A 22,966-nucleotide genomic window follows, 5' to 3' on the forward strand; every position below is an offset into this window, starting at 1 on the left:
TATCAGCCAGTTGATGGGTAAGTGCTATTCTTTATTATTTTTTAAGAGAAATAATATATTCAACACATGCGTTATATAAGCGCATTTTTAAATGTGAATAGTACACCTGAAAACTGAAAACATGTCTTTATTCCTGCGGCTCTTTCAATTACCCTCCGGTAATTATCATTCATTAAGTACCTGTGCTGTTGTTTCGGGAAGAACAGTTAAAGACTACAGATAGCGGGTTAAGTACCAGCATTCCAACTAAAAATATTCTCTTTCTATTGGCCCCGGATTAGATACCTGTATTTGGCATGATATCGTTGCTCTGATGCGTGAACTTACCGTTTAAACCTTAGCTTATGCGTTGCATAGATGGTTAACTAACCATTTAACTTATCAGCGAACCTTGACCTATGTTTTTGCATGAAGAAATAGTTGCAATGACTGGCATCTTATTTCTTAAACCTTAGCTTATGGCAGAGATAGTTGCTCTTACCGGCAATCGTATTTCTTAAACCTTAGCCTACTTGTCCTATCAAAATAAAAATCCCTCCTGACTTTGGTCGGGAGGGTATTTTGTTTATTCGTTGTTCTTCATATTATTCGTTGTTCGTATCTTCTTCTATCTTCTCATCTTCCACATTTGCCAGGATAGCGGGGGTAACTTTCTTCACCGGGTTGCGATGGCTTTCGAAGTAACCCTGACGGCGATTGATGATATCAATACATTCGAAAATAGCGGTCAGGAATGAACTGTGATCTGCTTTGTTCTTTCCGGCAATATCAAAGGCTGTTCCATGATCGGGTGAAGTGCGTACAGCCGGTAAACCCGCGGTATAATTAACGCCTTCGCCAATAGCCAGTGATTTGAAAGGGATCAATCCCTGGTCGTGGTACATAGCCAGCACCGCATCGAATTTTTCATAGTGCCTGCGGGCGAAGAAACCATCGGCGCTATATGGTCCCATAGCCAGCATAAAATGACGTGCGTCTTTTATAGCAGGTTTGATTATCTCCTCTTCTTCACGGCCAATCAATCCTTCATCGCCGGCGTGCGGGTTCAAACCCAGTACGGCTACTTTGGGTTTATCAATACCAAAATCTTTAATAAGTGAATTATTGATGATGCTGAGCTTCGACAGAATATTATCGCGGGTAACATATTTGGCGGCTTCGCTTACGGGAACATGCTCGCTTAATAAACCTACTCTGAAATTACCGGCAACCATCAGCATCGCTACATCCTGTACGCCAAAAATATGTTTCAGGTAGGGCGTATGGCCTGTATAGTTAAATTCATTGCTGTGGGTATTCTTTTTATGAATAGGGGCGGTAACCAGCCCATGGATCTTGTTTTCCTTCAGCGCCTGAACCGCGGTGGTAAGCGATTTAATGGCATATTTACCGCCAATATCGGAAAGCTGGCCGGGCGTAATGCCAACCTCTTCTTCCCAGCAATTGAAGATATTGATCTGTTTAATGTTCACGCGATTCAGTTCCTTAATGCTTTGATAGCTGAAATTGATATCGGGTACTGATTTGCGGTAAAAATTGATGACCTTGTTAGATGCGAAAATAACGGGAGTACAAAGTTCGAGCAGGCGATGGTCGTTGAGGGTCTTAATGACAAGTTCAGTACCAATACCGTTCAAATCGCCTATCGAAATGCCTATTATGGGTTTTTGTTGTTGTGCGTTCATTGTGAGTTTACTATTGAAGCGGCTAATTTACGATATAATGTTCAAGGAAAACCGGAAGCTTACTGCTTCTGCCTTCAGCAGGGCAGCCGGTAAGCTACAAATAAAGGCATATCGTGCGTGCGCCAAAGTAATACATGCCACCCCGGTTCTGCGCAAAAGTGTTCAGGCCACATAGCTCCATATCTCTTTTTAACCCCTGTTTTTAGGTATTAATACCTACAATCCATGGGAAACCAATTATCAATACATGCCATTATATATTTATTCTATATGATTGTAATATAATGTTTTATACATTTGTTGTGATCAATCGACCCTACTACAGAAACACTAAAAATTATGTATACCTTTTCCTTCTGAGCTGGCCAGTATGCGGATACCCGCACAGGGATTTTTGAGTAGTGTTGAATTGAGATTGAAGAATAAAATCCGATTGTATGAAAGTCCGTATTGGTGAAAACATTCCCTTGCTGCTGCTCCTCCTGAGCACTACCTGGGCACAGGCGCAGATAACCTCGCCGATCATCAGGGGAAAATTTGGTGTAGATGCCGATGTGCAGAACAACTGGTTCAATAATGGTGTGCTCACTGGCAATGACGACTGGTATTTCAGGAACGGCTCCTCCGGCAGCAGTGTTTTTGTGATAGATACTACCGGCGCTGCCGCCATTACAGCGAAATATGCCGCCGGCATAGAGCTTACCACTCCTTTCTTTCGCAAAATGAATTATCCGGTACATTCCCAACTCGATGGTTCAAAGACATTGATAGACGCTATGTTTGTGCGCGACTATCATAATATTGATTCAACCGTGTTTGCATCGGGTTCCAATAAGAACGGCATGAGCCCGGCAAGCTGGTCGTGCCCCCAATATCAGGGTATACCAAATAAGAACGATATTCTCGATGCCTATGTACATATACGACGCGAAGGCCCAACCTTATCAATAGCCGATACGCTCTGGATGTTTGGCGGTGTTGCCCTGGAATCAAACAATGGTAACCGCTATTTTGATTTTGAGTTATACCAGACCGATATTTTATACACCCGCGGTACGCAGGCTTTTACCGGTTATGGCCCCGATGCCGGGCATACTTCATGGAAATTCGACGCTTCAGGTAAATTAACCCATGCCGGGGATATCATATTCTCGGCAGATTTTGGCGGTTCTACCCTCAGCTCGATCGAAGCGCGCATCTGGATCGACAGGGCCTCCCTGTCAATTACACCTTCCTCTTTCGACTGGACGGGCACTTTCGATGGCGCTCATTCCGGTTCGCAATTCGGTTATGCAGGAATACAACCCAAAACCGGCGATCCTTTTTATTTTGGAACCGCCAATGCAAATACTACCTGGGCCGGCGCATTTAAACTGGTTAGAGCTGATAACAGCGTTGTAACGAGTTTTGAAACAAACCAGTTCATGGAGTTTGGCGTTAACCTTACCGTATTAGGGTTAAACCCGGCCACACTCATTGGAGTTAACAGTTGCAGTTTGCCCTTTAGTAAGATATTGGTTAAAACGCGTTCCTCCACTTCATTCAGCGCCGAGTTAAAAGATTTTGTCGGTCCGCTCGATCTGTTTCTGCCGCCGCCGGCAACCGCCGCCGCGGATATACCCATGTATTGCGGCGCCATTGGTATTAGTCAGCTTGATGTGGTAAATCCTTACTCAACGTCTGTTTATACCTGGACCACCAGCAACGGCCATATTGTAGGTTCACATACCGGTCCGTCAATTGTCGTTGATCATCCGGGAACATATGTCGTTACCCAAACACTTGAAAACGGTTGCCCAATCTATGCAACCGATACGGTAGTGATCACCCACGACCCGCATTGCACCGCTCTTGCCAATAATGAAATGACTTTTAACGGAACGGCTGCAAACGGCAATGTACAGTTGAACTGGTCGGTTACAAAGAACCACGAGATACAACATTTCACCGTTGAAAGAAGTATCGATGATGTTCATTTTACATTGATCGATACCGTTAACAGCCATCCATCCACTTCGCGGTATGCTGCCTACAGGCTCGTCGATGATGTGCAGGGGCTGCGAACCTCGTATGCGTATTATCGTATAAAAATATCTGCACGCAATGGCGAAGTGCAATATAGCAAAGTGATAAAAGTAGCGCTAAGCACTGGCGCCGTTACGGGTGTTACTTTGCAGCCGAACCCTGTACGCGACCGCGTACAGATCATTATACATTCAATGGCCGATAGAGATGTTCGGGTGAAGATCTATGATGTAACGGGTCAGCTATTGAAGACGTTGAATACACAGGTGCAGCAAGGGTATTCTTCCGTTAGTATAAATGATTTTCGCAGTTGGGCAAAGGGAGTGTATACAGTAAAAGTACTTGCAGGCAATGACGTGTTTATTGATAGAATGATACTGGTAAAATAACGATGTGTTGTTTGTGGCGTATGCAACAGGCGATTAATTCATCGATCTTATAGAATTATACATACATAAATGTTTATTTTATCTTCCTGTTACCAATAATTTTTTGAATGGTACGTTTATAGGTTCCGTAGATCCGTATTTTATGAAGAACACCCTATTGGCTGTGTTGATCATAACTGTATGTTGTGAACATACACAGGCACAAAATAACCCACAGCGTTCGCCCGGTTATATCAAATACCAGGGTACTCAGCCGGCACAACCTGCCGGTAAGAGATCTTCAGCAAAATATACTACAAATGATGGCGCGGTAACAACCGATAAACTTGCCAACGATATTTTTATTTCAAACATAACTGCCGATGGCACGGTAACGACCGATAAACTGGCCGGTGATATCCTTAATGTAATGAAAGGCGGTAACAGGGGCGTAAATGCCAATGCAGCCATTGAAAAGCTACCGGCTTCGGTTCCGTTATACAGTGCCGATGTAAGCAAAAGGCATTCCTATGCAGGGTATATGCAGCGGGTGATGTTGCAGAGCCGGTATGCTCAAAGCATTTCTTCAATTTCTAAAAGAACAGGATGGTTACAATATAAGGTTGACTAAGGTTTAAGTTTCATGCGGATCAAGAAGAGGTACGGTTGTCTTTCATTCCTGAATGCAAACCCTGCCTCTTATTTTTTCCCCTCCCTCAAAAGGGAAGGCCTCGGGAATTTGATCGGAAATCGCAAAATTCGGGTTCCCCCTTATCAACTTGTAAACCCCGTCAACTTGTCAACTTCTTCGTACTTTTGCCCTGTGTATACACTCAAAAAATCATTGGGGCAGCATTTTCTGGTCGACGAAAATATCTGCCGTAAAATCGTGCAGGCCCTGCAACAACATCCGTTTCAACGGTTACTGGAGGTAGGCCCGGGCGGCGGCGCATTGACCAAATATTTACTCGGTTTGCCCGGTATCGACTTTAAATGCGTTGAGCTCGACGAAGAGAAAGTGAACTGGTTAAAGCAGCAGTACCCGGCTTTGCAAACAAAGATCATTCACCACGATTTCCTGACGGTTGACCAGCCTTTTAGTGATCCATTTACACTGGTTGGCAACTTCCCTTACAATATTTCTTCCCAGATCTTATTCAGGGTGCTGGAATGGAAGGGCAGTGTAGAGGTGGTGATAGGCATGTTCCAGAAAGAAGTAGCACAGCGGGTGGTTGCGCGTGAGGGCAATAAAGTGTACGGTATTTTAAGTGTGCTGGTACAGGCGTTTTTCGATGTAGAATATTTGTTTGAAGTGCATGAGAATGCGTTCAACCCGCCCCCAAAAGTTAAAAGCGCGGTTATACGGCTAACGCCGAGGCAGGCCATACCCGAAATGAGTAGTGAAAGAAGGTTCTTTGTGCTGGTAAAAACTGCTTTCAACCAACGGCGCAAGACCTTGCGTAATGCGGTAAAAAGTTTATATACTCCCGAAGCATTGAAAGACCCCATATTCGATAAAAGGGCCGAACAATTGACGGTAAATGATTTTGCCCGGCTTACATTTACAATGAAATAATTAAAGCTAATGGGTAGGTTACTGGCCGGCAGGCGCGTAGCTTACCCTGTGATATATTGAACTCCATTAAGATGAAAAAAGTTATTATTACGGCCAAAGTACACGATTGGCTTTTAGAACAGTTACAGAAAAAAGGGTTTACCATACAACATGTTCCGGCTATCACTTATGAAGAACTGCTGGAAATTATTCATGAAGCGGAAGGGTTGATCGTTACCACCCGTATAAAGATCGATAAAGCCCTGCTCGACCGGGCAACGAATTTGAAATGGATCGGCCGCCTTGGCAGCGGTATGGAATTGATCGATGTTACCTATGCTGAAAGCAAAGGGATAAAATGCGTAAGCAGTCCCGAAGGCAATCGCAATGCAGTTGCCGAACATTCACTGGGAATGTTGTTAAGCCTTATGAACCGCATGAACAGCAGTATGCAGGAGATCAGGGAAGGCAAATGGATGCGTGATGCCAACCGGGGTATCGAGCTTACCGGCAAAACGGTGGGTATAATCGGCTATGGCAATACCGGCAGCGCCTTTGCCCGTTTACTGGCCCCGTTCGATGTTACGGTGCTGGCCTGCGATAAATATAAATTTGATTTCGCAAAAGGCTATGTACGTGAAGCCAACCTGGAACAGATAACCCGTTATGCCGATGTGGTTAGTTTACATCTTCCATTGACCGATGAAACTTTTCATTTTGCCAATGATGCTTTTTTCAATGCCCTTCAACGTAAACCGTTTTTTTTGAATGCGTCGCGCGGCAAGGTGCAGGAAACCGGAGCTATTATAAGGGCATTGCAGAATAATAAAATTGCCGGCGCCGGCCTCGATGTACTGGAAAATGAGAAGATCGAAACCTGGACCGGGGTTGAGAAGCAGGAGCTTGACTGGCTTTTGCAACAGCCCAATGTGTTGATTACGCCCCATATTGCCGGGTATAGTCATGAGGCATATCATAAAATGGCCAGTGTGGTATTGGAAAAGCTGGGAATATAGAACTTTATTGTCAGGCCCGAACCGTGCCCTGAAGTTTTGTATATGAATAGCCTGGAATCTAATGAGTTTTTAATGCCGGTACCATTTTTAACGGTTAGCCGGTTAAAAAATAAACCCCGGGATCTTAATCATTCTGAAAAAAACTTTATTTTTGTTTTATAACAGTAGTGCAACGCTTCAGCCCAGAGGCGTTGTTCTTTTTTTCTGTTTATAGCCGAACACCAAATTATATCTGGTTTAAAATAAGGAGGTTTTTATGAGTAGTGTTTTATACGTTACAAAAGAAACGCTTGAGCAAATGAAAGAGGAGTTGTTGCGTATGCGTACGATTGATCGTCCGGCGGCTGCCCGGGCTATCGCAGAAGCGCGTGAGAAAGGAGATTTGAAAGAAAACGCTGAATACGATGCTGCCAAGGAAGCCCAGGGCATTCTGGAGGCTAAATTAAAAAAGCTGGAAAACGATATTGCCAGTGTTCGTATATTAGATACTGAGAATGTAGATACCAGCAAGGTGTCTATTCTCACAAAAGTTACCATCACCAATCTTGCCAATAAGAAAAAGATCACCTATACCATCGTTTCTGAAAAAGAGGCCGATCTGAAACTGGGAAAGATCTCTATTACTTCACCTATTGGCCAGGGCCTTCTTGGCAAAGTTGTAGGCGACGTGGCGGAGGTTCAGGTGCCTGCCGGTACGCTCAAATTTAAAATTGAAGATATCTCTGTTTAAGTACAGCGAACCATTCTCCCATTGGTTGCAATCTGCATTCAATCATATTAAATAAGAATAACCGGACGTATGACCATTTTTTCAAAGATCATAGCCGGTGAAATACCGGCTTATAAGATTGCTGAAGATGATCAGTTCTTCGCATTCCTCGATATTTTTCCGTTAGTGGAAGGGCATGTACTGGTGATACCGAAACTGGAGATCGATAAGTTTTTCGATGTGCCCGACGACTACCTGAGCCGGATGCTGGTATTTTCGAAACCCATAGCAAAAGCAATTGAAAAGGCGTTTCCCTGTAACCGGGTAGGCCTGGCGGTTGTTGGGCTTGAGGTGCCGCATGCGCATTTACATTTGGTACCTATAAATGGCATCGATGATCTCAATTTTACCCGTGGCAAATTAAAACTGTCGCCCGAACAACTGAAGTCAGCGCAGGAGAAGATAGTTAGGGAGTTGACGAGTTAGCATGTTGACAAGTTAACCGGGAGTTGAAAAGCTGATAAAGATGATAGCGTTAACAGAGGAAAGGCAGGGAGGTTGACAGGTTGACAAGGAATGCGAGCTTCGCGGGCGGGTTTTGTTAGGTATCATGATGGCCGGCAAAATGTGAACCTCGCATTTGAACGACCCTTTCACGATTGCCGATTCACGCTTGCCAATTAATGCGCGGCTCGAGTTTGAACGACCCTTTCACGATTCACGTTTGCCCTTTCACGATTCACGGCTTCAACTTTATTCTGCCCGGATTTTTTGCAATAAAATCTTCCCAGCCCTTTAATTTTTTGCCTGCGCTTTTAAGCAGGGCGTTATCCTGAAAGTGATGACAAACCGCCACTGCAAGGGCGTCAGAAGCATCGAGGTGCTTTAAATTCGTATTGTTCTGAATGCTCAAAATGCGTTGCAGCATTTGCCACACCTGTTCTTTATCGGCATTACCGTTTCCGGTGATGGATTGTTTTACTTTCTTGGGCGAATATTCAACTACTTCCAGTCCGGCGCTCATGGCCGCAGCAATGGCCACCCCCTGCGCCCGGCCCAGTTTAAGCATACTTTGTACGTTCTTGCCAAAAAAAGGCGCCTCGATGGCAAAGCTTGCGGGTTTGTATTGTGTAATAAGGTCGCTTACTTTTTGATGAATAAGCTGCAGGCGTTCGTAGTTGTCTTTACGGGCGTTAAGCTTCAGCGTGCTCATCTCAAGCAGTTTTATTTTTTGAGAAGAAACGCCAATGAGGCTATAGCCCATGAACAAGGTGCCGGGATCTATACCAAGAATTATTTTTAAAGGTGTTTGCAAGGAGCGTTGGGATTGGATTACTTTGTGAACTTATTTTGGTGACAACAAACAAAAATATCAAAATTCTGCTCAACTATGTGATTGGTCCGCTGGTGTTTTGCCTGCTGGCCTGGTCAATATACCGGCAATTGTTGCGGCAGAATAACTGGCAGGCTTCCCTGAAGCACGCCTGGGAGGCAATGATGGGGGCCGAAGCCTGGAAAATGGTGCTTGCCGTGGTGCTGATGTTTGCCAATTGGGGGCTTGAGGCCCGTAAATGGCAGGTGATAATAAAACGGGTACAGCATTTGTCATTCATTCAGTCATGTAAAGCCGTTTTTACGGGAACTACGCTGGCGTTTTTTACTCCCAACCGGATAGGGGAGTACATGGGACGAATATTATATCTTGATGAAGGCGCCCGAATAAAAGCAATTTCTCTTACTATTGTATGCAGTATGGGGCAGTTGCTCATTACATGGTGGGCAGGAATTGGCGGAATTTTATATTTAAAGGCCTATGGGAATACAGAATTGCTTCATACGTTTGCAGGGCTTTGGTTGAACCTAGTGCTGTATTTTGCTGTGGGAGCTGCCGTGGTTTTAACATTATTTTATTTTCGTTTGGCAGGCCTGGTAAGATGGATTGAAAAGATCCCTAAACTGCAAAAACCCGTTTCATATATACGGGTTTTAGATAATCTTAACGCAACCATCTTATTCCGGATATTGTCTTTATCAATACTAAGGTACAGCGTATTTATAGGGCAGTATTTTCTGCTGTTTGATGTATTTGATGTGCATGTGACTGCCGCACAGGTTGCGGGTTCTGTAAGCGTTATTTTCCTGGTTTTATCGATAGTACCAACTATAGCTGTTATCACCGAATTGGGGGTGCGATGGAAGATCGGTATAGAAGTGGTACAACTTTTTGATAGCAATATTACCGGTATACTGGCAACGTCACTGGCCATCTGGATCATAAACCTGGTAATACCGGCATTGATAGGAAGTTTGCTAATTTTAGGTATAAAAGTATTTAATAATAGAAAGTAGCATACCGGCATGGACATTAACCTTATTAATTGGAATTAAGACAGCGTTACATGAAAGTAAACCGACCACTCGCATTCCTTTTGTTTATAATTATAAGTTTTCCGTTGAGAGCTGGCGACGGCTTTTGCGATATACGTAATTCGGCTTTTTCGAACGGCGAGGTAATAACCCTGAAGGTATTTTATACCGTGGTAGGGGCTTATTTCGGGGCCGGGGAAGCTACGTTTACCACCACACTTGAAAAAATGGCCGGTAAACCGGTTTATCATATCGTTGGGGATGGAAAAACGTATAGCTTTTACGATAAATTCTTCAAGGTCCGCGATAAATATGAAACGTATATAGATACGGCTACCCTGCAGCCCTACCGTTTTATTCGCAATGTGTACGAGGGCGGCTATAAAAAGTTTGAGAACGTTACGTTCAACAAAGCCACCAATTCGGCGGTTACCAACCAGGGCGTGTATAAGGTGCCCGAATGTGTGCAGGATGTATTAAGTGCAGTGTATTATTCCCGCAATATTGATTTCAATAAGTATAAGGTAGGCGACAGGATCAGTTTCTCTATGTTCCTCGATAACGAGGTGTACGAAATGTACATCCGTTACCTGGGTAAAGAAACCATCAAAACGAAATACGGCAAGTTCAGGGCGGTGAAGTTTAAACCACTGCTCATTAAAGGAACCATTTTTGAGGGAGGAGAAAAGATGACGGTTTGGGTGAGTGACGATAAGAACCATATTCCGATTCGGATCGAAAGCCCTATTTCGGTGGGCAGTGTGAAGATCGATATGATCAGCTACCGTAACCTGCGTTACCCGCTTACCTCGCTGGTTAGTTTGTAGGCTGGTTTTTATGAGGAATTAATTGATTTTCAATATATAAAGGATGGTCATTCTCAATGAATGGCCATCCTTTTTTTGGGGGCCGGTGGGCGTTATAGGCGGCGCTGCCTTTCACCGCGGGCCAGCTTTTTAGGTATTGGCAGGGCGTTCCGCGGAGGTATTTGGTGAAAGTGTTTGTGTGACAGTGATTTATGAAGGCGCACTTTTGGGCCGGCCGTCTTTTAACACGGTTGATTATTGGCCAGAACCAGTGGCGGGAGCACTTCGTACAGGCTCCCTTTCGGGCGCAGGCTGCTCCCATGACTGCAATTATTTGGCTGGAACCGGTTGGCGGCGGCGCTTTATGACGGCTCCCTTTCCGGCGAGCGTATGCGCGCATTAATTGGCTGGAACCCGGTTGCGGGCCGGAAAGATCACAGTTATTAAATCTCGAAAAACGGCACTTTTTTGATTGAAAGCGGGAATTCAGGTTTGATCAAAACCGCCGCCCGCATTGTCGCCGGTATATAATATACAGAAGATATTATCGCAGTTGGGAATTGCCGGCACACCCAATAGAAACGCAGTAAAATGAAAATTTGAAACCAGGGAACAAAATCGTGTAATAAGTACAATTGTCAAATTCGGGAAATGCGATTTTCAGTCAACGGATCGGCTCCGGTGGAAACTGATAAAACGCCGGTCAACGCGTTGCCCGATTTTTAAAAAGCGCGATTTTCTTCAATTGTGGACTTAGCATTCTTCGAAACTGCAAATAGGTGAAAATGATCTAAATCGACAGAAGCCGATTGCGATGATCTACAGATCTGTTTCGGCGATGCCTCACCAATCTGCCAATCGAAAAAATCCATTCCGATCAACGCGCGATGGCCAATTGTCAAAAAACGATATTTTCATCAGTCGCGAATGTAGAAATTGTCAAAAACGCAAATTGGTCAAATTTGACAAAAAGTGATTTTTGACGATCACAGATCGGCTCGCCGCTGAGCCGTTTCCTGCATATAGACTCACAACCGCTCCGTCGAGAAAATTGATCAGCTCAAATTAACGCAGACCTCTTATTTTCAAAAAGCGATATTTTCATCAATCGCGAACATAAAAATCTTCAAAACCGCTAATTGATCAAAAAGGTCAAAATCGACAGAAATTGATTTCAATGATCACGCCCGGTCGGTTTGCCGCCGATCCGCCAATCAAAATTGATCAGCTCAAATCAACGCAGACCTCTGTTCTTAAAAAAACCGATTTTAACTAATCGCGAACACAGAAATTGTCACAACAGCAAATTGATCAAAATTGACAAAAAGTGAATTCTGACGATCAACAGATCAGTCAGCCGTTCGAAATGATGAATTCAAATCGACACTGAGATCGATTTTTAAAAATTGCGAATTTCGACAAACACGAACGTCAAAATCTTCAGGAACCGGGAAATTCATTTTTCATCAAAAAATGCAAAACCGGTGTCGAAAATCTAAATCTCCCGACAAATTACGGCAAAATAATATGTAAAAATTAATCAATGCAATTTTTGGTGGTCCAAATCGCTGATTCGGTAAACGACAAAAGCGCATAAAACGCAAAAAGCGAAAGATGGTATTTCTACTAATGGCAGGAAAAATTGAAGGTTTTTGTCTTTTTAGACACTAACGCTAACCATTATGTACAACCTGATTATTTAAGTGTGGGCAAGCTTATTATGCGCCAGGTAACGCGATTGATTTTCAGTAAAAAAGCCATATACGAAAATGTCGTTTTATGCCGCTTTTTACTTTTTTGTTTTTTTTAAAGATTGAAGGGTTGGCGGTTATCGTTCAGTCACATTGTACACATTGATCAAAGCAAGGGAGCGGAGTAATATGAAAGTGAAAATATGATTTATACCGCAAAATGCAGGCCAGAAGCTTATTTACAGCGATAAATATTTTAATCATCAATCAGCGCTAAAAGTATTTGAAATGAAGACTAAAGGATCGAAAAAATTTAAATGTACCGGTCGTAGGGTGTTTGTATTTTAAATAATGGATTAACGTTATTAAAATTAATAACGGTGGTTCGTTAACGTTGTAACCATTTTTATAATAAAAAAAGCAATCGTTTATCGGGTTCGAATAAAAATAAATGTAATGCGCAATCGAAAATATAATATTTCAATTTGGATGGGAAGTAAAATAAATTTTGAAATAAAATCAATAATAAAATTACAAAAACACAAAATTGAAAATTATCAAATTCAATCCCTGATTTGCGCTCAAATTGAATGAAACGTGCAGGGGAAAATTTTCATTAATACACACATGGATCCGCCGGCTGGCGGACTCAATAAATATTTGCAATGAAAAATGGTAACTGTGTAGCAGAAACGACTGCAAATACCGGCAAACAAACGCAGGAACCAGCCCTGAAAAAAAGTGGGAATAACCCGAGGTATGTGTCTCGTCACCATTGTTGAGCGGTTGTCACTTCATTTTACTCAAACCGTCAAATAAAACGGTAGTTCCGGGGTAAAATTACCATTCGTCACACCGTTGTCCTTAGTTCATCGCACCATGCCCGTCAGTTCGTCACTTCAATATGCATACTCCCGGGGAAAAAATGCAGTTCGTAACGGCCATTTCCGAAGACCGTAACATGTTTTGGAGGAGGCCGTCACATTTATGAAAGCATGCGTGCCGTTCAAACATACATTTGTGCTATCACTCACTGATGAACGGGAAAACGCTTTTAGCTTCGGGTATAAGCGTACTGAGAAACCTGCTCCCCGTCAGCGATTGATGAAATGGTTCTTTGACAGGTTGATTTATTTTTGTTAATGCAGGCGCGGGTGAATAGATGCATGAACAACAACAGTGTAAGTACGTTTACACCGTGATGGGAATATATGATCTGAAGCTAGATACCGGTACATGGGCTTTATCAGCTTTCACATACGAAAGCCATGGTCATTGTATCGGGTAATTGGTTGCAGGCCCGGGTTGTAACGGGCCTGCTCTTTACCTTACAATGTATATAACTTAGAACCTGTAATCGTTTACAGTTCTTCAAGTTTGAACAGATCCTTATGCCGTACGCCGCGTTCAGTTAATTGCAGTGAGCAGCATTCATGCACCGGGTCATGTTCAAAAAATAAAATGTAGTTGTTCTCCACCGCTTCTGTAAGGAATTGCTTCTTTTCGAGCAGTGTTGTAAGCGGGAACATATCATACGCCATTACGTAAGGAATAGGCAGGTGAGCTACAGCAGGCAACAGGTCAGCCGCAAATACAACGGTGTGCCCCTTATAACTGATCTGCGGTAACATCATCGCTTCTGTATGGCCATAGGCAAACCGCACTTTCATGGTATCGCTGAAATCAATACCATCGGTGGGCTCAACAAATTTTAGTTGCCCGCTTTCCTGTATAGGTAAAATATTCTCTTTTAAGAAGGATGCTTTCTCGCGGTCATTTGGCACCGTTGCGGCTTCCCAATGACGTAAGTTGCTCCAGTAAGTAGCATTTTTAAATGCGGGCAACAATTTGTCGCCCGAACGGGTAATACTGCCGCCGCAATGATCGAAATGCAAATGGGTAAGAAAAACATCGGTGATATCATCGGGCTGAAAACCGTATTTCGCCAGGGATTTGTTGAGTGAATCATCGCCATTGAGATAGTAATGGCTCATGAATTTGGCATCCTGTTTATCGCCCATACCGTTATCGATCAGGATCAGCCTGTCTGCTTCCTGTATAAGCATACTGCGCATAGCCCAGTTGCAAAGATTATTTTCATCGGCAGGGTTCAGCTTGTTCCAGATCGACTTGGGCACTACGCCAAACATAGCGCCGCCATCGAGTTTGAAATAGCCTGTATTTATTGAATAGAGCTTCATTTTGTTAATTGTTGTTTGAGTGTTGAATGTTCAGTTTGTGGTTTATGGTTATTCTTGTTGAGAGCCACTAAATCGTTTGCAAAAATACTACCATTTTTTTTCAGGTCTTTGAGGCCTGTATTTTAAACCTGCTGTTATGTGAATAGGCGTTTTGCAATTCCAAACTGTATTTGCCAATTGCCTTTTGTCTATTGCCTATTGGCCTTATTCAACGCTCTCATGGTCATGCCCAGCCATACAAAACCCAGCATAAAGAACACGATCAGTGCAAGCACTGAATTGCGCATGCCGCCAAAATGAATGGTTTGCTCTTCTATATAAGCAAAAGTGAACATGCCTATTACCAGCGCTATCTTCTCCGTAACATCATAAAAGCTGAAGAACGAAGCGGTGTCTTTTGTTTCGGGCATCAGGTTACTGTAGGTTGACCGGCTTAGCGACTGAAGACCGCCCATTACGAGGCCAACGATTCCCCCCAGTATATAAAACTGAATATCGGTATAGGTGAAATAAGCGCCAACGCAGGCAGCTATCCAAACCAATACCACCACCATCAGGGTTTTAATATTGCCAAACCGCTCGGAAGCGCGCGAAATAAAAATAGCGCCGGGAATGGCCACCAACTGAATGATCATGATGGTGATTATTAATTTTGCCGTGGGCAGGTGTAATTCTTTCGCCCCAAATTGTGTGGCTGCCAGGAAAACAGTTTGTATACCTGCACTATACCAGAAGAACGATACCAGGAATAATTTAAGCACCCGCATATGTTTCAGTTGCATCCACACTTTCTTTAGCTCCAGAAAGCCGTTGCTGAAGACGTTCTTCCGTTCGTGTCTTTCTTTAACGGTGCTGATGGGCAGATTGCGGAAAGGGATCTGCGCAAAACCGATCCACCACAAGGCAACCAATACGAACGAAACACGAGCCGGCATATAATCTCTTTCATAAGGCGTATCGAAACCAAATGCCCCGGGCAAAAAGACAACGATAAAACATAAGATCTGCAGAATTACGCTGCCTATATACCCCCAGGTATAACCGCGCGCGCTGATGCGGTCGCGCAGGCGGTGCGGTACCAGATCGGGTAAGAAAGAGTTATAAAATACAAGACTTGCCCAAAAACCTATGCACGAGAGCACCATGCAAAAGATACCGATGTTGAGGCTCGTGTTTGAAAGAGCGATCCTGCCATCGGCCAGTTGTTGCGGGGCAAAGAAGTATAGCAGCGAACAAAAGATGGCCCCCATGGTACAAAAAAAGCGCATGAAGTTGCGCTTGTTACCACGATAGTCGGCGATAGATGTAAGGATGGGTGAAATAAATGCCACCACAATAAAGGCGGCGCCCAGCGCGTAATTGTACAGCGCGGTGTTTACGAATTTTCTGCCCAGAAATTCAACTTCATTATCGGGCGTTTGGCCCCTGGTGATGGCCTCGAAATAAGCCGGGAAAATGGTAGAGGTTATTACCAGGTTGTATGCTGAGTTGGCCCAGTCGTACATACACCAGGAGTTGATCACTTTTCGGGGTGCTATTTGCATAAGGATAGCTTTGGAAGGTTAGGGGGAGGTTTGAGCAATCGGCAATTGACAATCGTGAAACGGCAAACTTCAGCGCGGCCTTCTTCGGCAATCGGCTCGAATTTCGGGCGGTGCGAGGTCGTAAATAGATCACAAATTTCGCGAGCGAGCCCTTTCACGTTTCACGACATTATCCAATAACCTTAAAATAGAACAGGATCAGCAACACCAGTCCTACAATTATTCTATACCAGCCAAATAACCTGAAACCGTATTTCTGCAAAAATCCAATAAAGAATTTGATCGCCAGCAGGGCAACAACAAAGGCAATACCACAACCCAGCAGCAGGGTGCTCATGTTATCGGTATTCAGCACTTCGGGTTGTTCCTGGTACATATCCCACAAGCTCTTAACGGTAGCAGCCAGCATAGTAGGCACCGCCAGAAAAAATGAGAATTCTGCTGCCAGCCTGCGGCTTAAATTCTGTTGCATACCGCCGATGATAGTGGCTGCGCTTCTGCTTAAGCCAGGGAACAACACAGAAAGTACCTGGTAGCAGCCAACAATAAACGCTTTTTTATTGGTGATATCTTCTTCTTTATCGGTAGCCGGCTTTTGAAACCATTTATCAACAAACAGCAATACCACACCGCCCAGCAACAAGATCAGGGCAATGATCATGGGCTTTTCAAGCATTTCGTCGATATGGCTTTTGAATGCCGCACCGAAGGCTAGTGACGGAATTACAGCAATAACAAGTTTTATGTAAAAGGAGATCTTTTTAAAGTCGAAGAATTTGCGCCAGTACAATACCACTACCGATAAAATGGCGCCAAGCTGTATCACGATCTCAAACAACTTCGAAAAATCGCCATGAACACCCATGATGGCCGATGCAATGGCCATGTGGCCGGTAGAAGAAATGGGTAAAAATTCAGTTAAACCTTCAATGATAGCAATAATAATAGCGTGAAGCGTGCTCATTAGTGTTATGTTGAACAGTTGATCTATAAAATAAATAAAGCGATACTTTCAACGAGCATCGCCTTAATAATATATAAACTTATTAATTTTTTAACTTGCCTTCGGCTTTTTGAAGATGGCATACACCTCGATACCCAGGCCCAGCAAGATCATTATCGGGGCAATGGTAATGCGGCGAAAACTATACACCTCATTCTCTCTGAACACATTGGGATCGTCGCTTTTTCCACCCGACATTAAAATGATGCCAATACCTACCAGAATAATTCCTGCGATCATCCACATATAATTATCTTTTGTGAACAGGCTGGGAGCAGGAGTGGTTGTTTTTTTAGTTTCCTTCATTTGAAGCCAGTTATTAGGTGCGCAATATAGGTATTTTTAAGGCTCAACGCTTAACGCTTAAGGCTTAACGCCGATTTTCGAAATTTGAGCTTCCCGAATAAATTTCAACAGTTCGAAATCCGGGTGTTAGCCTTCGGCCTTCGGCGTTTGCGTTTAGCCTTAATAAAGTTCGTCGAGTTTCATTTTCAGGTATTTTACCACGCTGCGGTAGGTGCTGAACAGCGTAATGCTGATGCCCAGTGCAATAAGGAAGCCGAAAAGGATAAGTACTTTGCTGTTATCCCGAAGGTCGCGCAGGTAGGGGAGAAAATACTCCGACAGCAACATCAATCCGTAAATAAGACCAATGGCCACCAGGGCGGCAATGGCGCCATTCAATACAGCCCGCATATTCAGCGGTTTGGCAATGAACCCACGGGTGGCGCCCACCATTTGCATGGTCTTTATCAGAAACCGGTTGCTGTACATGGCGAGACGGATGGTATTATCAATAAGTATAATGGAAAGAACACAGAACAGGGCGGCGAGGGCGGCAAAAACGATCAGTCCGGCCTGCACCGATGAACCCATTTTTTCCACCACAAAAGCAGGGTATTTTACGCTTTCTATCACCATTTGCCGGTTTTCGAGGTCGGTTTTTATAGCGGCAATGGTGTCCTTTTGTACATATGCGCTTTTCAGGTTAAAATCGATGGAAGCGGGCAGTGGGTTCTCTTCCAGCAGTTCCTGGAAATCGGTTTCCCCTTTCTCCATCCATTGCTTTTTGGCGGTCTCCTTGTCGATATACTCAACGGTTTGTGTGTAGGGGCGCGATTTAATGTATTGCATCAGGGAGTCTACATCAGCCTGGGTAGCGCTTCTGCGCAGGTATACCTGGATCTTGATGTCTTCCTTTAGTTCTTCGGTATATCGGCTGGCGTTTAACAACAACCATCCGAAAACGCCTACAAAAAACAGTACAATGGTAACCCCTAAAATGGCCATGAAGTAAGAGGGTTTGGAACGCTTGGCCGATGCTTTTCCGAATTGCGCCATGTATTTTTAGTTTTTGAAGGGATGATAATGCCTCTAAAAGAGCGGCAAAAATAACGGTTTTATCCCGGTAAAATGGTTATTATCCGTATTTTTGACATCCTTCTAAACGATAGAAATGACATAAAAATTTCAGGTGTGAATGACTTTTTAACGTTTCCTCAACGTATGATTGTCAGTTCAATGCAGAATGAAGCAAAAAAAATGCCGCCTATTTACGGGGGTACAGCCGGCAGGGCAATGTGGGAAAGAAGGTGACAAAAAGTACCTCAAACACAACCGGGAACCAAAAACTCAAAAAACAAGAACAACCAGAATCAAGAAAAAGTTATGGAATACAACTTCAGGGATATTGAAAAAAAATGGCAGGAACAGTGGAAGGCAGCAGGCGCCTACAAAGTGAGCAATGATTCCCCGAAACCCAAATTTTATGTACTGGACATGTTTCCCTACCCGAGCGGGGCGGGCCTGCATGTGGGCCATCCGCTGGGCTATATAGCCAGTGATATTTACAGTCGCTTCAAACGGTTAAAAGGATTCAACGTACTGCATCCCATGGGGTATGATGCGTTTGGCCTTCCCGCCGAACAATATGCCATCGATCATGGCGTACACCCTGCTGTAAGTACCGACAAGAATATTACCACATTCCGCCGTCAGCTCGATAATATAGGTTTTTGCTTCGACTGGGACCGCGAGATCCGCACCAGCGACCCCGGTTATTACAAATGGACACAGTGGATCTTCCTGCAATTGTTCAATAGCTGGTATAACCGAAAATCGAAAAAGGCCGAGCACATCGATGCGCTGGTTGCCATCTTCGAAAAGGAAGGAAACGCCGGCTATGAAATTCCGCACGACAAATACCAGATAGCCAAAACCGGCAAACGGGTATTTACCGCTGCCGAATGGGCCGGTTTTACCGAAAAAGAACAACAGGACATTTTAATGGAATACCGCCTTGCCTATTGCGGTTATGGCGAAGTGAACTGGTGCGAAGCGCTGGGAACGGTGCTGGCCAATGACGAAGTGATCAATGGTGTAAGTGAAAGAGGCGGCCATCCCGTGGTAAAGAAAAAATTACGGCAGTGGTACCTGCGCATTACCGAATACGCCGATCGTTTGCTCGAAGGCCTCGACCGGATCGAGTTCAGCGAATCGATGAAGGAAATGCAAACCAACTGGATCGGAAAAAGCTATGGCGCCGAGATCACCTTTAACGTGAAAGGTTCGAACGAAACGCTTACTGTTTATACTACTCGTCCCGATACCATCTTCGGGGTCGACTTTATGGTTATTGCTCCCGAGCACGATCTTATTGAATCGATTACCACGCCCGGGCAAAAACAGCAGGTGGAAGATTATATCACCTATGTAAAAAGCCGCAGCGAACGCGAGCGCATGGCCGAGAAAAAGATCACCGGCACGTTTACCGGCGCTTATGCATTGAACCCGTTCAACGGGCAGGAAATACCGGTTTGGATCAGCGAATACGTACTGGCTGGTTATGGAACCGGCGCCATTATGGCCGTGCCCTGTGGCGATGAACGCGATCATAAATTCGCACAACATTTCAATATACCCATTACCAATATCATCGGTGAGCATTACAATGGGCAGGAAGCCAACCCTACCAAGGATGCAAAACTCGAGAACTCAGATTTTCTGAATGGGATGGTAATGCGCAATGCCATGGAAGTGGTGATAAAAAAGATTGAAGAAATGGGCATTGGCGTGCGCAAGGTGAATTTTAAAATGCGCGATGCCGCTTTCAGCAGGCAAAGATATTGGGGTGAACCATTCCCGATCGTTTGGAAGAACGGGATCGCTTATCCATTACCGGAAAGCGAACTGCCGCTTGAATTACCGCATGTTGATAGTTATAAACCCGGTCCGGAAGGCGAGGGGCCGCTGGCGAACATAGGTGAGTGGACGAACCGCTATTTTGAAACGAATACCATGCCCGGTTATGCCGGCAGCAGTTGGTATTTCCTGCGTTATATGGACCCCAACAATAACACGGAATTCTGCAGTCGCAAGGCCAGCGATTACTGGGGCCAGGTTGACTTGTATATCGGTGGCACCGAACATGCCGTTGGGCACCTGTTGTACAGCCGTATGTGGACGAAGGCCCTGTTCGATTTAGGTTATATCGGTCATGACGAACCCTATAAAAAACTCGTTAACCAGGGAATGATCCAGGGCAGCAGCCGGTTTGTGTACAGGATCAATGAGCGTGGTTGTGAGCATTTGTGCGCAAAGGTCCTGGGTGAGATACAACTGGAATCGTTCGATCTCAAAAAAGATCATAATGGCGGAATTGATTTTACTTTTTTCAGCAAGGAACTGAATAAGACAATTGCGGTGGAACTGACCTCTCAAAGCACCATTGCTAAAAAATTCGAGAGCAGGAAAGAGCATTTAAAAGCAGACACGCATAATACCACATTGATATTTATTAGTAATGAAGAGTTACTGGCAAAATATGTACAGGGCTGGGATGTGCTGAATAGCTGGATTAAGAGCCTGTTGAATTCGGAGAAACATTATTGCTCAGATACGCTTAACCGGCAATATTTTGCATCAGAATCTAAATTAAAAGATTTCGGTGCAGAAGGGTTCGACAAATTGCATGTAGATGTAAATATCGTCGATGGCGTAGAGCTGAATATAGAAGCGTTAAAGAAATGGCGCAGTGAATACGAAAGCGCGGAATTTATATTGGAAGACGGGAAATACATTTGCGGTACCGAGGTAGAGAAAATGAGTAAGCGCCTGTATAATACGGTGAACCCCGATGATGTGGTGAATAAATACGGCGCCGATACATTCCGCATGTATGAAATGTTCCTTGGGCCTGTAGAGCAAAGCAAACCCTGGGAAACAAAAGGTATTGAAGGGGTGCATCGCTTTCTGAAAAAGCTGTGGCGGTTGTTCTATGATGAAACAAAAGGCAGGATGTGGAATGAAGAAAAAGCCAATGCCGCCGAGCTGAAGGTATTGCATAAGACCATCAAAAAGATAGAAGAAGATACCGAACGGTTTTCATTCAATACCGGCGTAAGCGCCTTCATGGTATGCGTTAATGAACTGATAGAGCTTAAGTGTAATAAAAAAGAGATCCTTGAGTCGTTGCTGATCCTGCTTACGCCGTATGCGCCGCATATCAGTGAAGAGTTATGGCATTTGCTGGGTAACGAAAGCTGCATTCTTGATGCGGAGTATCCGAAACTCAATCAAAGCTATCTGGTTGAAAGCAGCAAGGAGTACCCTATATCAGTGAATGGTAAATTACGTACCACCATCGAAATAGCACTCGATGCGCAGCAGGATGATGTTGAAAAGATAGTGCTGGGCAATGACGTTATTCAAAAATGGATGGAAGGCAAAACGCATAAAAAGATCATTTACGTGAAAGGTAAAATGGTGAATGTGGTGGTGTAATTAATATGCAATTGACAATAGACAATTGGCAAGAAATACAGTAAAGGATATTAAATAAAAGTAGCCGCATCGTTTTTATGGTGCGGCTTCTTGTTGCCTGTTGCAAATTGCTTATTACCTATTGTTTTTCTTCTTCTGCTTAATAAACCTGATCAACGCACTGCTGTTCTCGGTGCTTTCGAGGCGGGCCTCGAAACGTTTGCCGTCGACAATGGCCACCATCAGCGAGGTATTGGGCGGAATAGTACCGAGGTTCTCGGCCACCATCACCATTTCATTGTCATCGGGCAGATCATCGACTGCGAGTGTAAGCGTATAGGGCTTGTTGTTAAGCCTTACATGTTCAAACACCATCCTGTCGTTCAGGAAAACGGCAATGGAATCGCCATCCACCACGGCATTATCATAAAAGCGCAGTTCGATACTATCGCCGGTAACCGGTATAACAGTAACAAGTTTTTTGTCGCGCGAAGTATATTTCTGTTGCGCTGAAGTGCTGCCCGCAGGCACCGGCTTTTTCTTTTCAACGATCGGCGGCGCCGTAACGGCAATAGAAGGAATTGTTTCAGGTACCGGCTTCACCGTTGTGCTGGCCAGTTCGCTCTCTTTTTCTTCCGATACCACAATGGGCACACCGTGCAGGCGGGCAACGCTGTCTATGATCCCGGGGTCATTGGCCCCGTAGATATAATTCTCCAGTACAAAGTCCCATTCATCATGAAAGCCCGATGATGGGATCTTCTGAAGAGCAACCGTGCCTTTGGTTTTGTCCTTGTCATCGCGGCCGGTGCTTTCACCATCGAGCCGCATGGTATTTTCACCCGGACAATTAAAATCGGCTACTGACAGCAGGGCTTCTTTGCCGCCATAGATCCTGCCCGAAAGACGGTCTTCGAGCATGGCTTCATCCCACCAGATAACACTGTTGTTATTGGGATCGAAATAGCCTTTGACGGCGAAACGAATGTAATTGCTGCGGGAAGTGTAGTAATAGGAAGTGCCGAGGAGGCTGTCTCCCTTTTTTATGAGTTTCAGTTCGGTATGGGCCGAACCGATCATGCCTTTCCAGGCGCCCGTAATAGTTTGAGCCTGTATAGAATTTGAAAGAAAGCTACAAAACACCAGGCCCGGGAGCAGTGCGATATATGTTTTCAAGGCGATTGATTTTGGCGGTTATTGTTTACAACGCCCTATACAGGGTAATATTTTGCTTT

The 22,966-nt window shown here is 44.3% G+C and carries 17 protein-coding genes; 9 read left to right on the top strand and 8 right to left on the bottom strand.

Annotated features, from left to right (window positions below; all coding sequences use genetic code 11):
- Positions 1–584 precede the first annotated feature (584 nt).
- Positions 585–1,685 carry a 4-hydroxythreonine-4-phosphate dehydrogenase PdxA gene (pdxA, locus tag A4R26_RS31495; protein ID WP_081170669.1) on the bottom strand — a complete coding sequence of 367 codons (1,101 nt, stop codon included), beginning with the start codon at positions 1,683–1,685 and terminating at the stop codon, positions 585–587.
- Between the two features lie 437 nt (positions 1,686–2,122).
- On the opposite strand from pdxA, the gene A4R26_RS31500 reads away from it, so the two are divergent.
- The 6 genes from A4R26_RS31500 (at position 2,123) to A4R26_RS31525 (ending at position 7,844) form a co-directional block, all read left to right on the top strand.
- Complete coding sequence (locus tag A4R26_RS31500) at positions 2,123–4,099, top strand: T9SS type A sorting domain-containing protein (protein ID WP_081170671.1); 1,977 nt, start codon at positions 2,123–2,125, stop codon at positions 4,097–4,099.
- Positions 4,100–4,241: 142 nt separating this feature from the next.
- Complete coding sequence (locus A4R26_RS31505) at positions 4,242–4,709, top strand: hypothetical protein (protein ID WP_133054842.1); 468 nt, start codon at positions 4,242–4,244, stop codon at positions 4,707–4,709.
- A gap of 165 nt (positions 4,710–4,874) precedes the next feature.
- The gene (gene rsmA, locus A4R26_RS31510) at positions 4,875–5,654 is read left to right on the top strand and encodes a 16S rRNA (adenine(1518)-N(6)/adenine(1519)-N(6))-dimethyltransferase RsmA (protein ID WP_242675069.1); all 780 of its coding nucleotides are present in this window, start codon (positions 4,875–4,877) and stop codon (positions 5,652–5,654) included.
- A 71-nt stretch (positions 5,655–5,725) separates the two neighbouring features.
- A complete protein-coding gene (locus A4R26_RS31515; protein WP_081170675.1) occupies positions 5,726–6,649 on the top strand; it encodes an NAD(P)-dependent oxidoreductase in 924 nt (307 codons plus the stop codon).
- A gap of 256 nt (positions 6,650–6,905) precedes the next feature.
- Complete coding sequence (gene greA, locus A4R26_RS31520) at positions 6,906–7,379, top strand: transcription elongation factor GreA (RefSeq protein ID WP_081170677.1); 474 nt, start codon at positions 6,906–6,908, stop codon at positions 7,377–7,379.
- A 69-nt stretch (positions 7,380–7,448) separates the two neighbouring features.
- On the top strand, positions 7,449–7,844 hold the full coding sequence (locus tag A4R26_RS31525; RefSeq protein WP_081170679.1) for an HIT family protein: 396 nt from the start codon (positions 7,449–7,451) through the stop codon (positions 7,842–7,844).
- A 253-nt stretch (positions 7,845–8,097) separates the two neighbouring features.
- Here A4R26_RS31525 and ruvC read toward each other — a convergent pair whose 3' ends face one another.
- Complete coding sequence (ruvC, locus tag A4R26_RS31530; protein WP_081170681.1) at positions 8,098–8,673, bottom strand: crossover junction endodeoxyribonuclease RuvC; 576 nt, start codon at positions 8,671–8,673, stop codon at positions 8,098–8,100.
- 38 nt (positions 8,674–8,711) lie between these two features.
- On the opposite strand from ruvC, the gene A4R26_RS31535 reads away from it, so the two are divergent.
- The gene (locus A4R26_RS31535; RefSeq protein ID WP_165760483.1) at positions 8,712–9,707 is read left to right on the top strand and encodes a lysylphosphatidylglycerol synthase domain-containing protein; all 996 of its coding nucleotides are present in this window, start codon (positions 8,712–8,714) and stop codon (positions 9,705–9,707) included.
- A 50-nt stretch (positions 9,708–9,757) separates the two neighbouring features.
- The gene (locus A4R26_RS31540) at positions 9,758–10,552 is read left to right on the top strand and encodes a DUF3108 domain-containing protein (protein WP_081170683.1); all 795 of its coding nucleotides are present in this window, start codon (positions 9,758–9,760) and stop codon (positions 10,550–10,552) included.
- A gap of 3,031 nt (positions 10,553–13,583) precedes the next feature.
- Here A4R26_RS31540 and A4R26_RS31550 read toward each other — a convergent pair.
- The 5 genes from A4R26_RS31550 to A4R26_RS31570 form a co-directional block, all read right to left on the bottom strand.
- Positions 13,584–14,423: an MBL fold metallo-hydrolase gene (locus A4R26_RS31550; RefSeq protein WP_081170687.1), complete on the bottom strand. Its 840-nt coding sequence runs from the start codon at positions 14,421–14,423 to the stop codon at positions 13,584–13,586.
- A 188-nt stretch (positions 14,424–14,611) separates the two neighbouring features.
- Positions 14,612–15,967 carry an MFS transporter gene (locus tag A4R26_RS31555; protein ID WP_081170689.1) on the bottom strand — a complete coding sequence of 452 codons (1,356 nt, stop codon included), beginning with the start codon at positions 15,965–15,967 and terminating at the stop codon, positions 14,612–14,614.
- A gap of 169 nt (positions 15,968–16,136) precedes the next feature.
- Positions 16,137–16,931, bottom strand: a complete 795-nt coding sequence (locus tag A4R26_RS31560; RefSeq protein WP_081170691.1) for an undecaprenyl-diphosphate phosphatase — start codon at positions 16,929–16,931, stop codon at positions 16,137–16,139.
- 90 nt (positions 16,932–17,021) lie between these two features.
- Positions 17,022–17,276: a DUF3098 domain-containing protein gene (locus tag A4R26_RS31565; protein WP_081170693.1), complete on the bottom strand. Its 255-nt coding sequence runs from the start codon at positions 17,274–17,276 to the stop codon at positions 17,022–17,024.
- Positions 17,277–17,435: 159 nt separating this feature from the next.
- Positions 17,436–18,311 carry a cell division protein FtsX gene (locus A4R26_RS31570; protein ID WP_081170695.1) on the bottom strand — a complete coding sequence of 292 codons (876 nt, stop codon included), beginning with the start codon at positions 18,309–18,311 and terminating at the stop codon, positions 17,436–17,438.
- A 327-nt stretch (positions 18,312–18,638) separates the two neighbouring features.
- Here A4R26_RS31570 and A4R26_RS31580 point away from each other — a divergent pair, with 327 nt between their 5' ends.
- Positions 18,639–21,752: a leucine--tRNA ligase gene (locus A4R26_RS31580; protein WP_081170698.1), complete on the top strand. Its 3,114-nt coding sequence runs from the start codon at positions 18,639–18,641 to the stop codon at positions 21,750–21,752.
- Positions 21,753–21,866: 114 nt separating this feature from the next.
- Here A4R26_RS31580 and A4R26_RS31585 read toward each other — a convergent pair whose 3' ends face one another.
- Positions 21,867–22,907 carry a hypothetical protein gene (locus A4R26_RS31585; RefSeq protein WP_081170700.1) on the bottom strand — a complete coding sequence of 347 codons (1,041 nt, stop codon included), beginning with the start codon at positions 22,905–22,907 and terminating at the stop codon, positions 21,867–21,869.
- Positions 22,908–22,966 lie beyond the last annotated feature (59 nt).

This window comes from Niastella populi (assembly GCF_002078015.1).
Lineage (GTDB): Bacteria > Bacteroidota > Bacteroidia > Chitinophagales > Chitinophagaceae > Niastella > Niastella populi.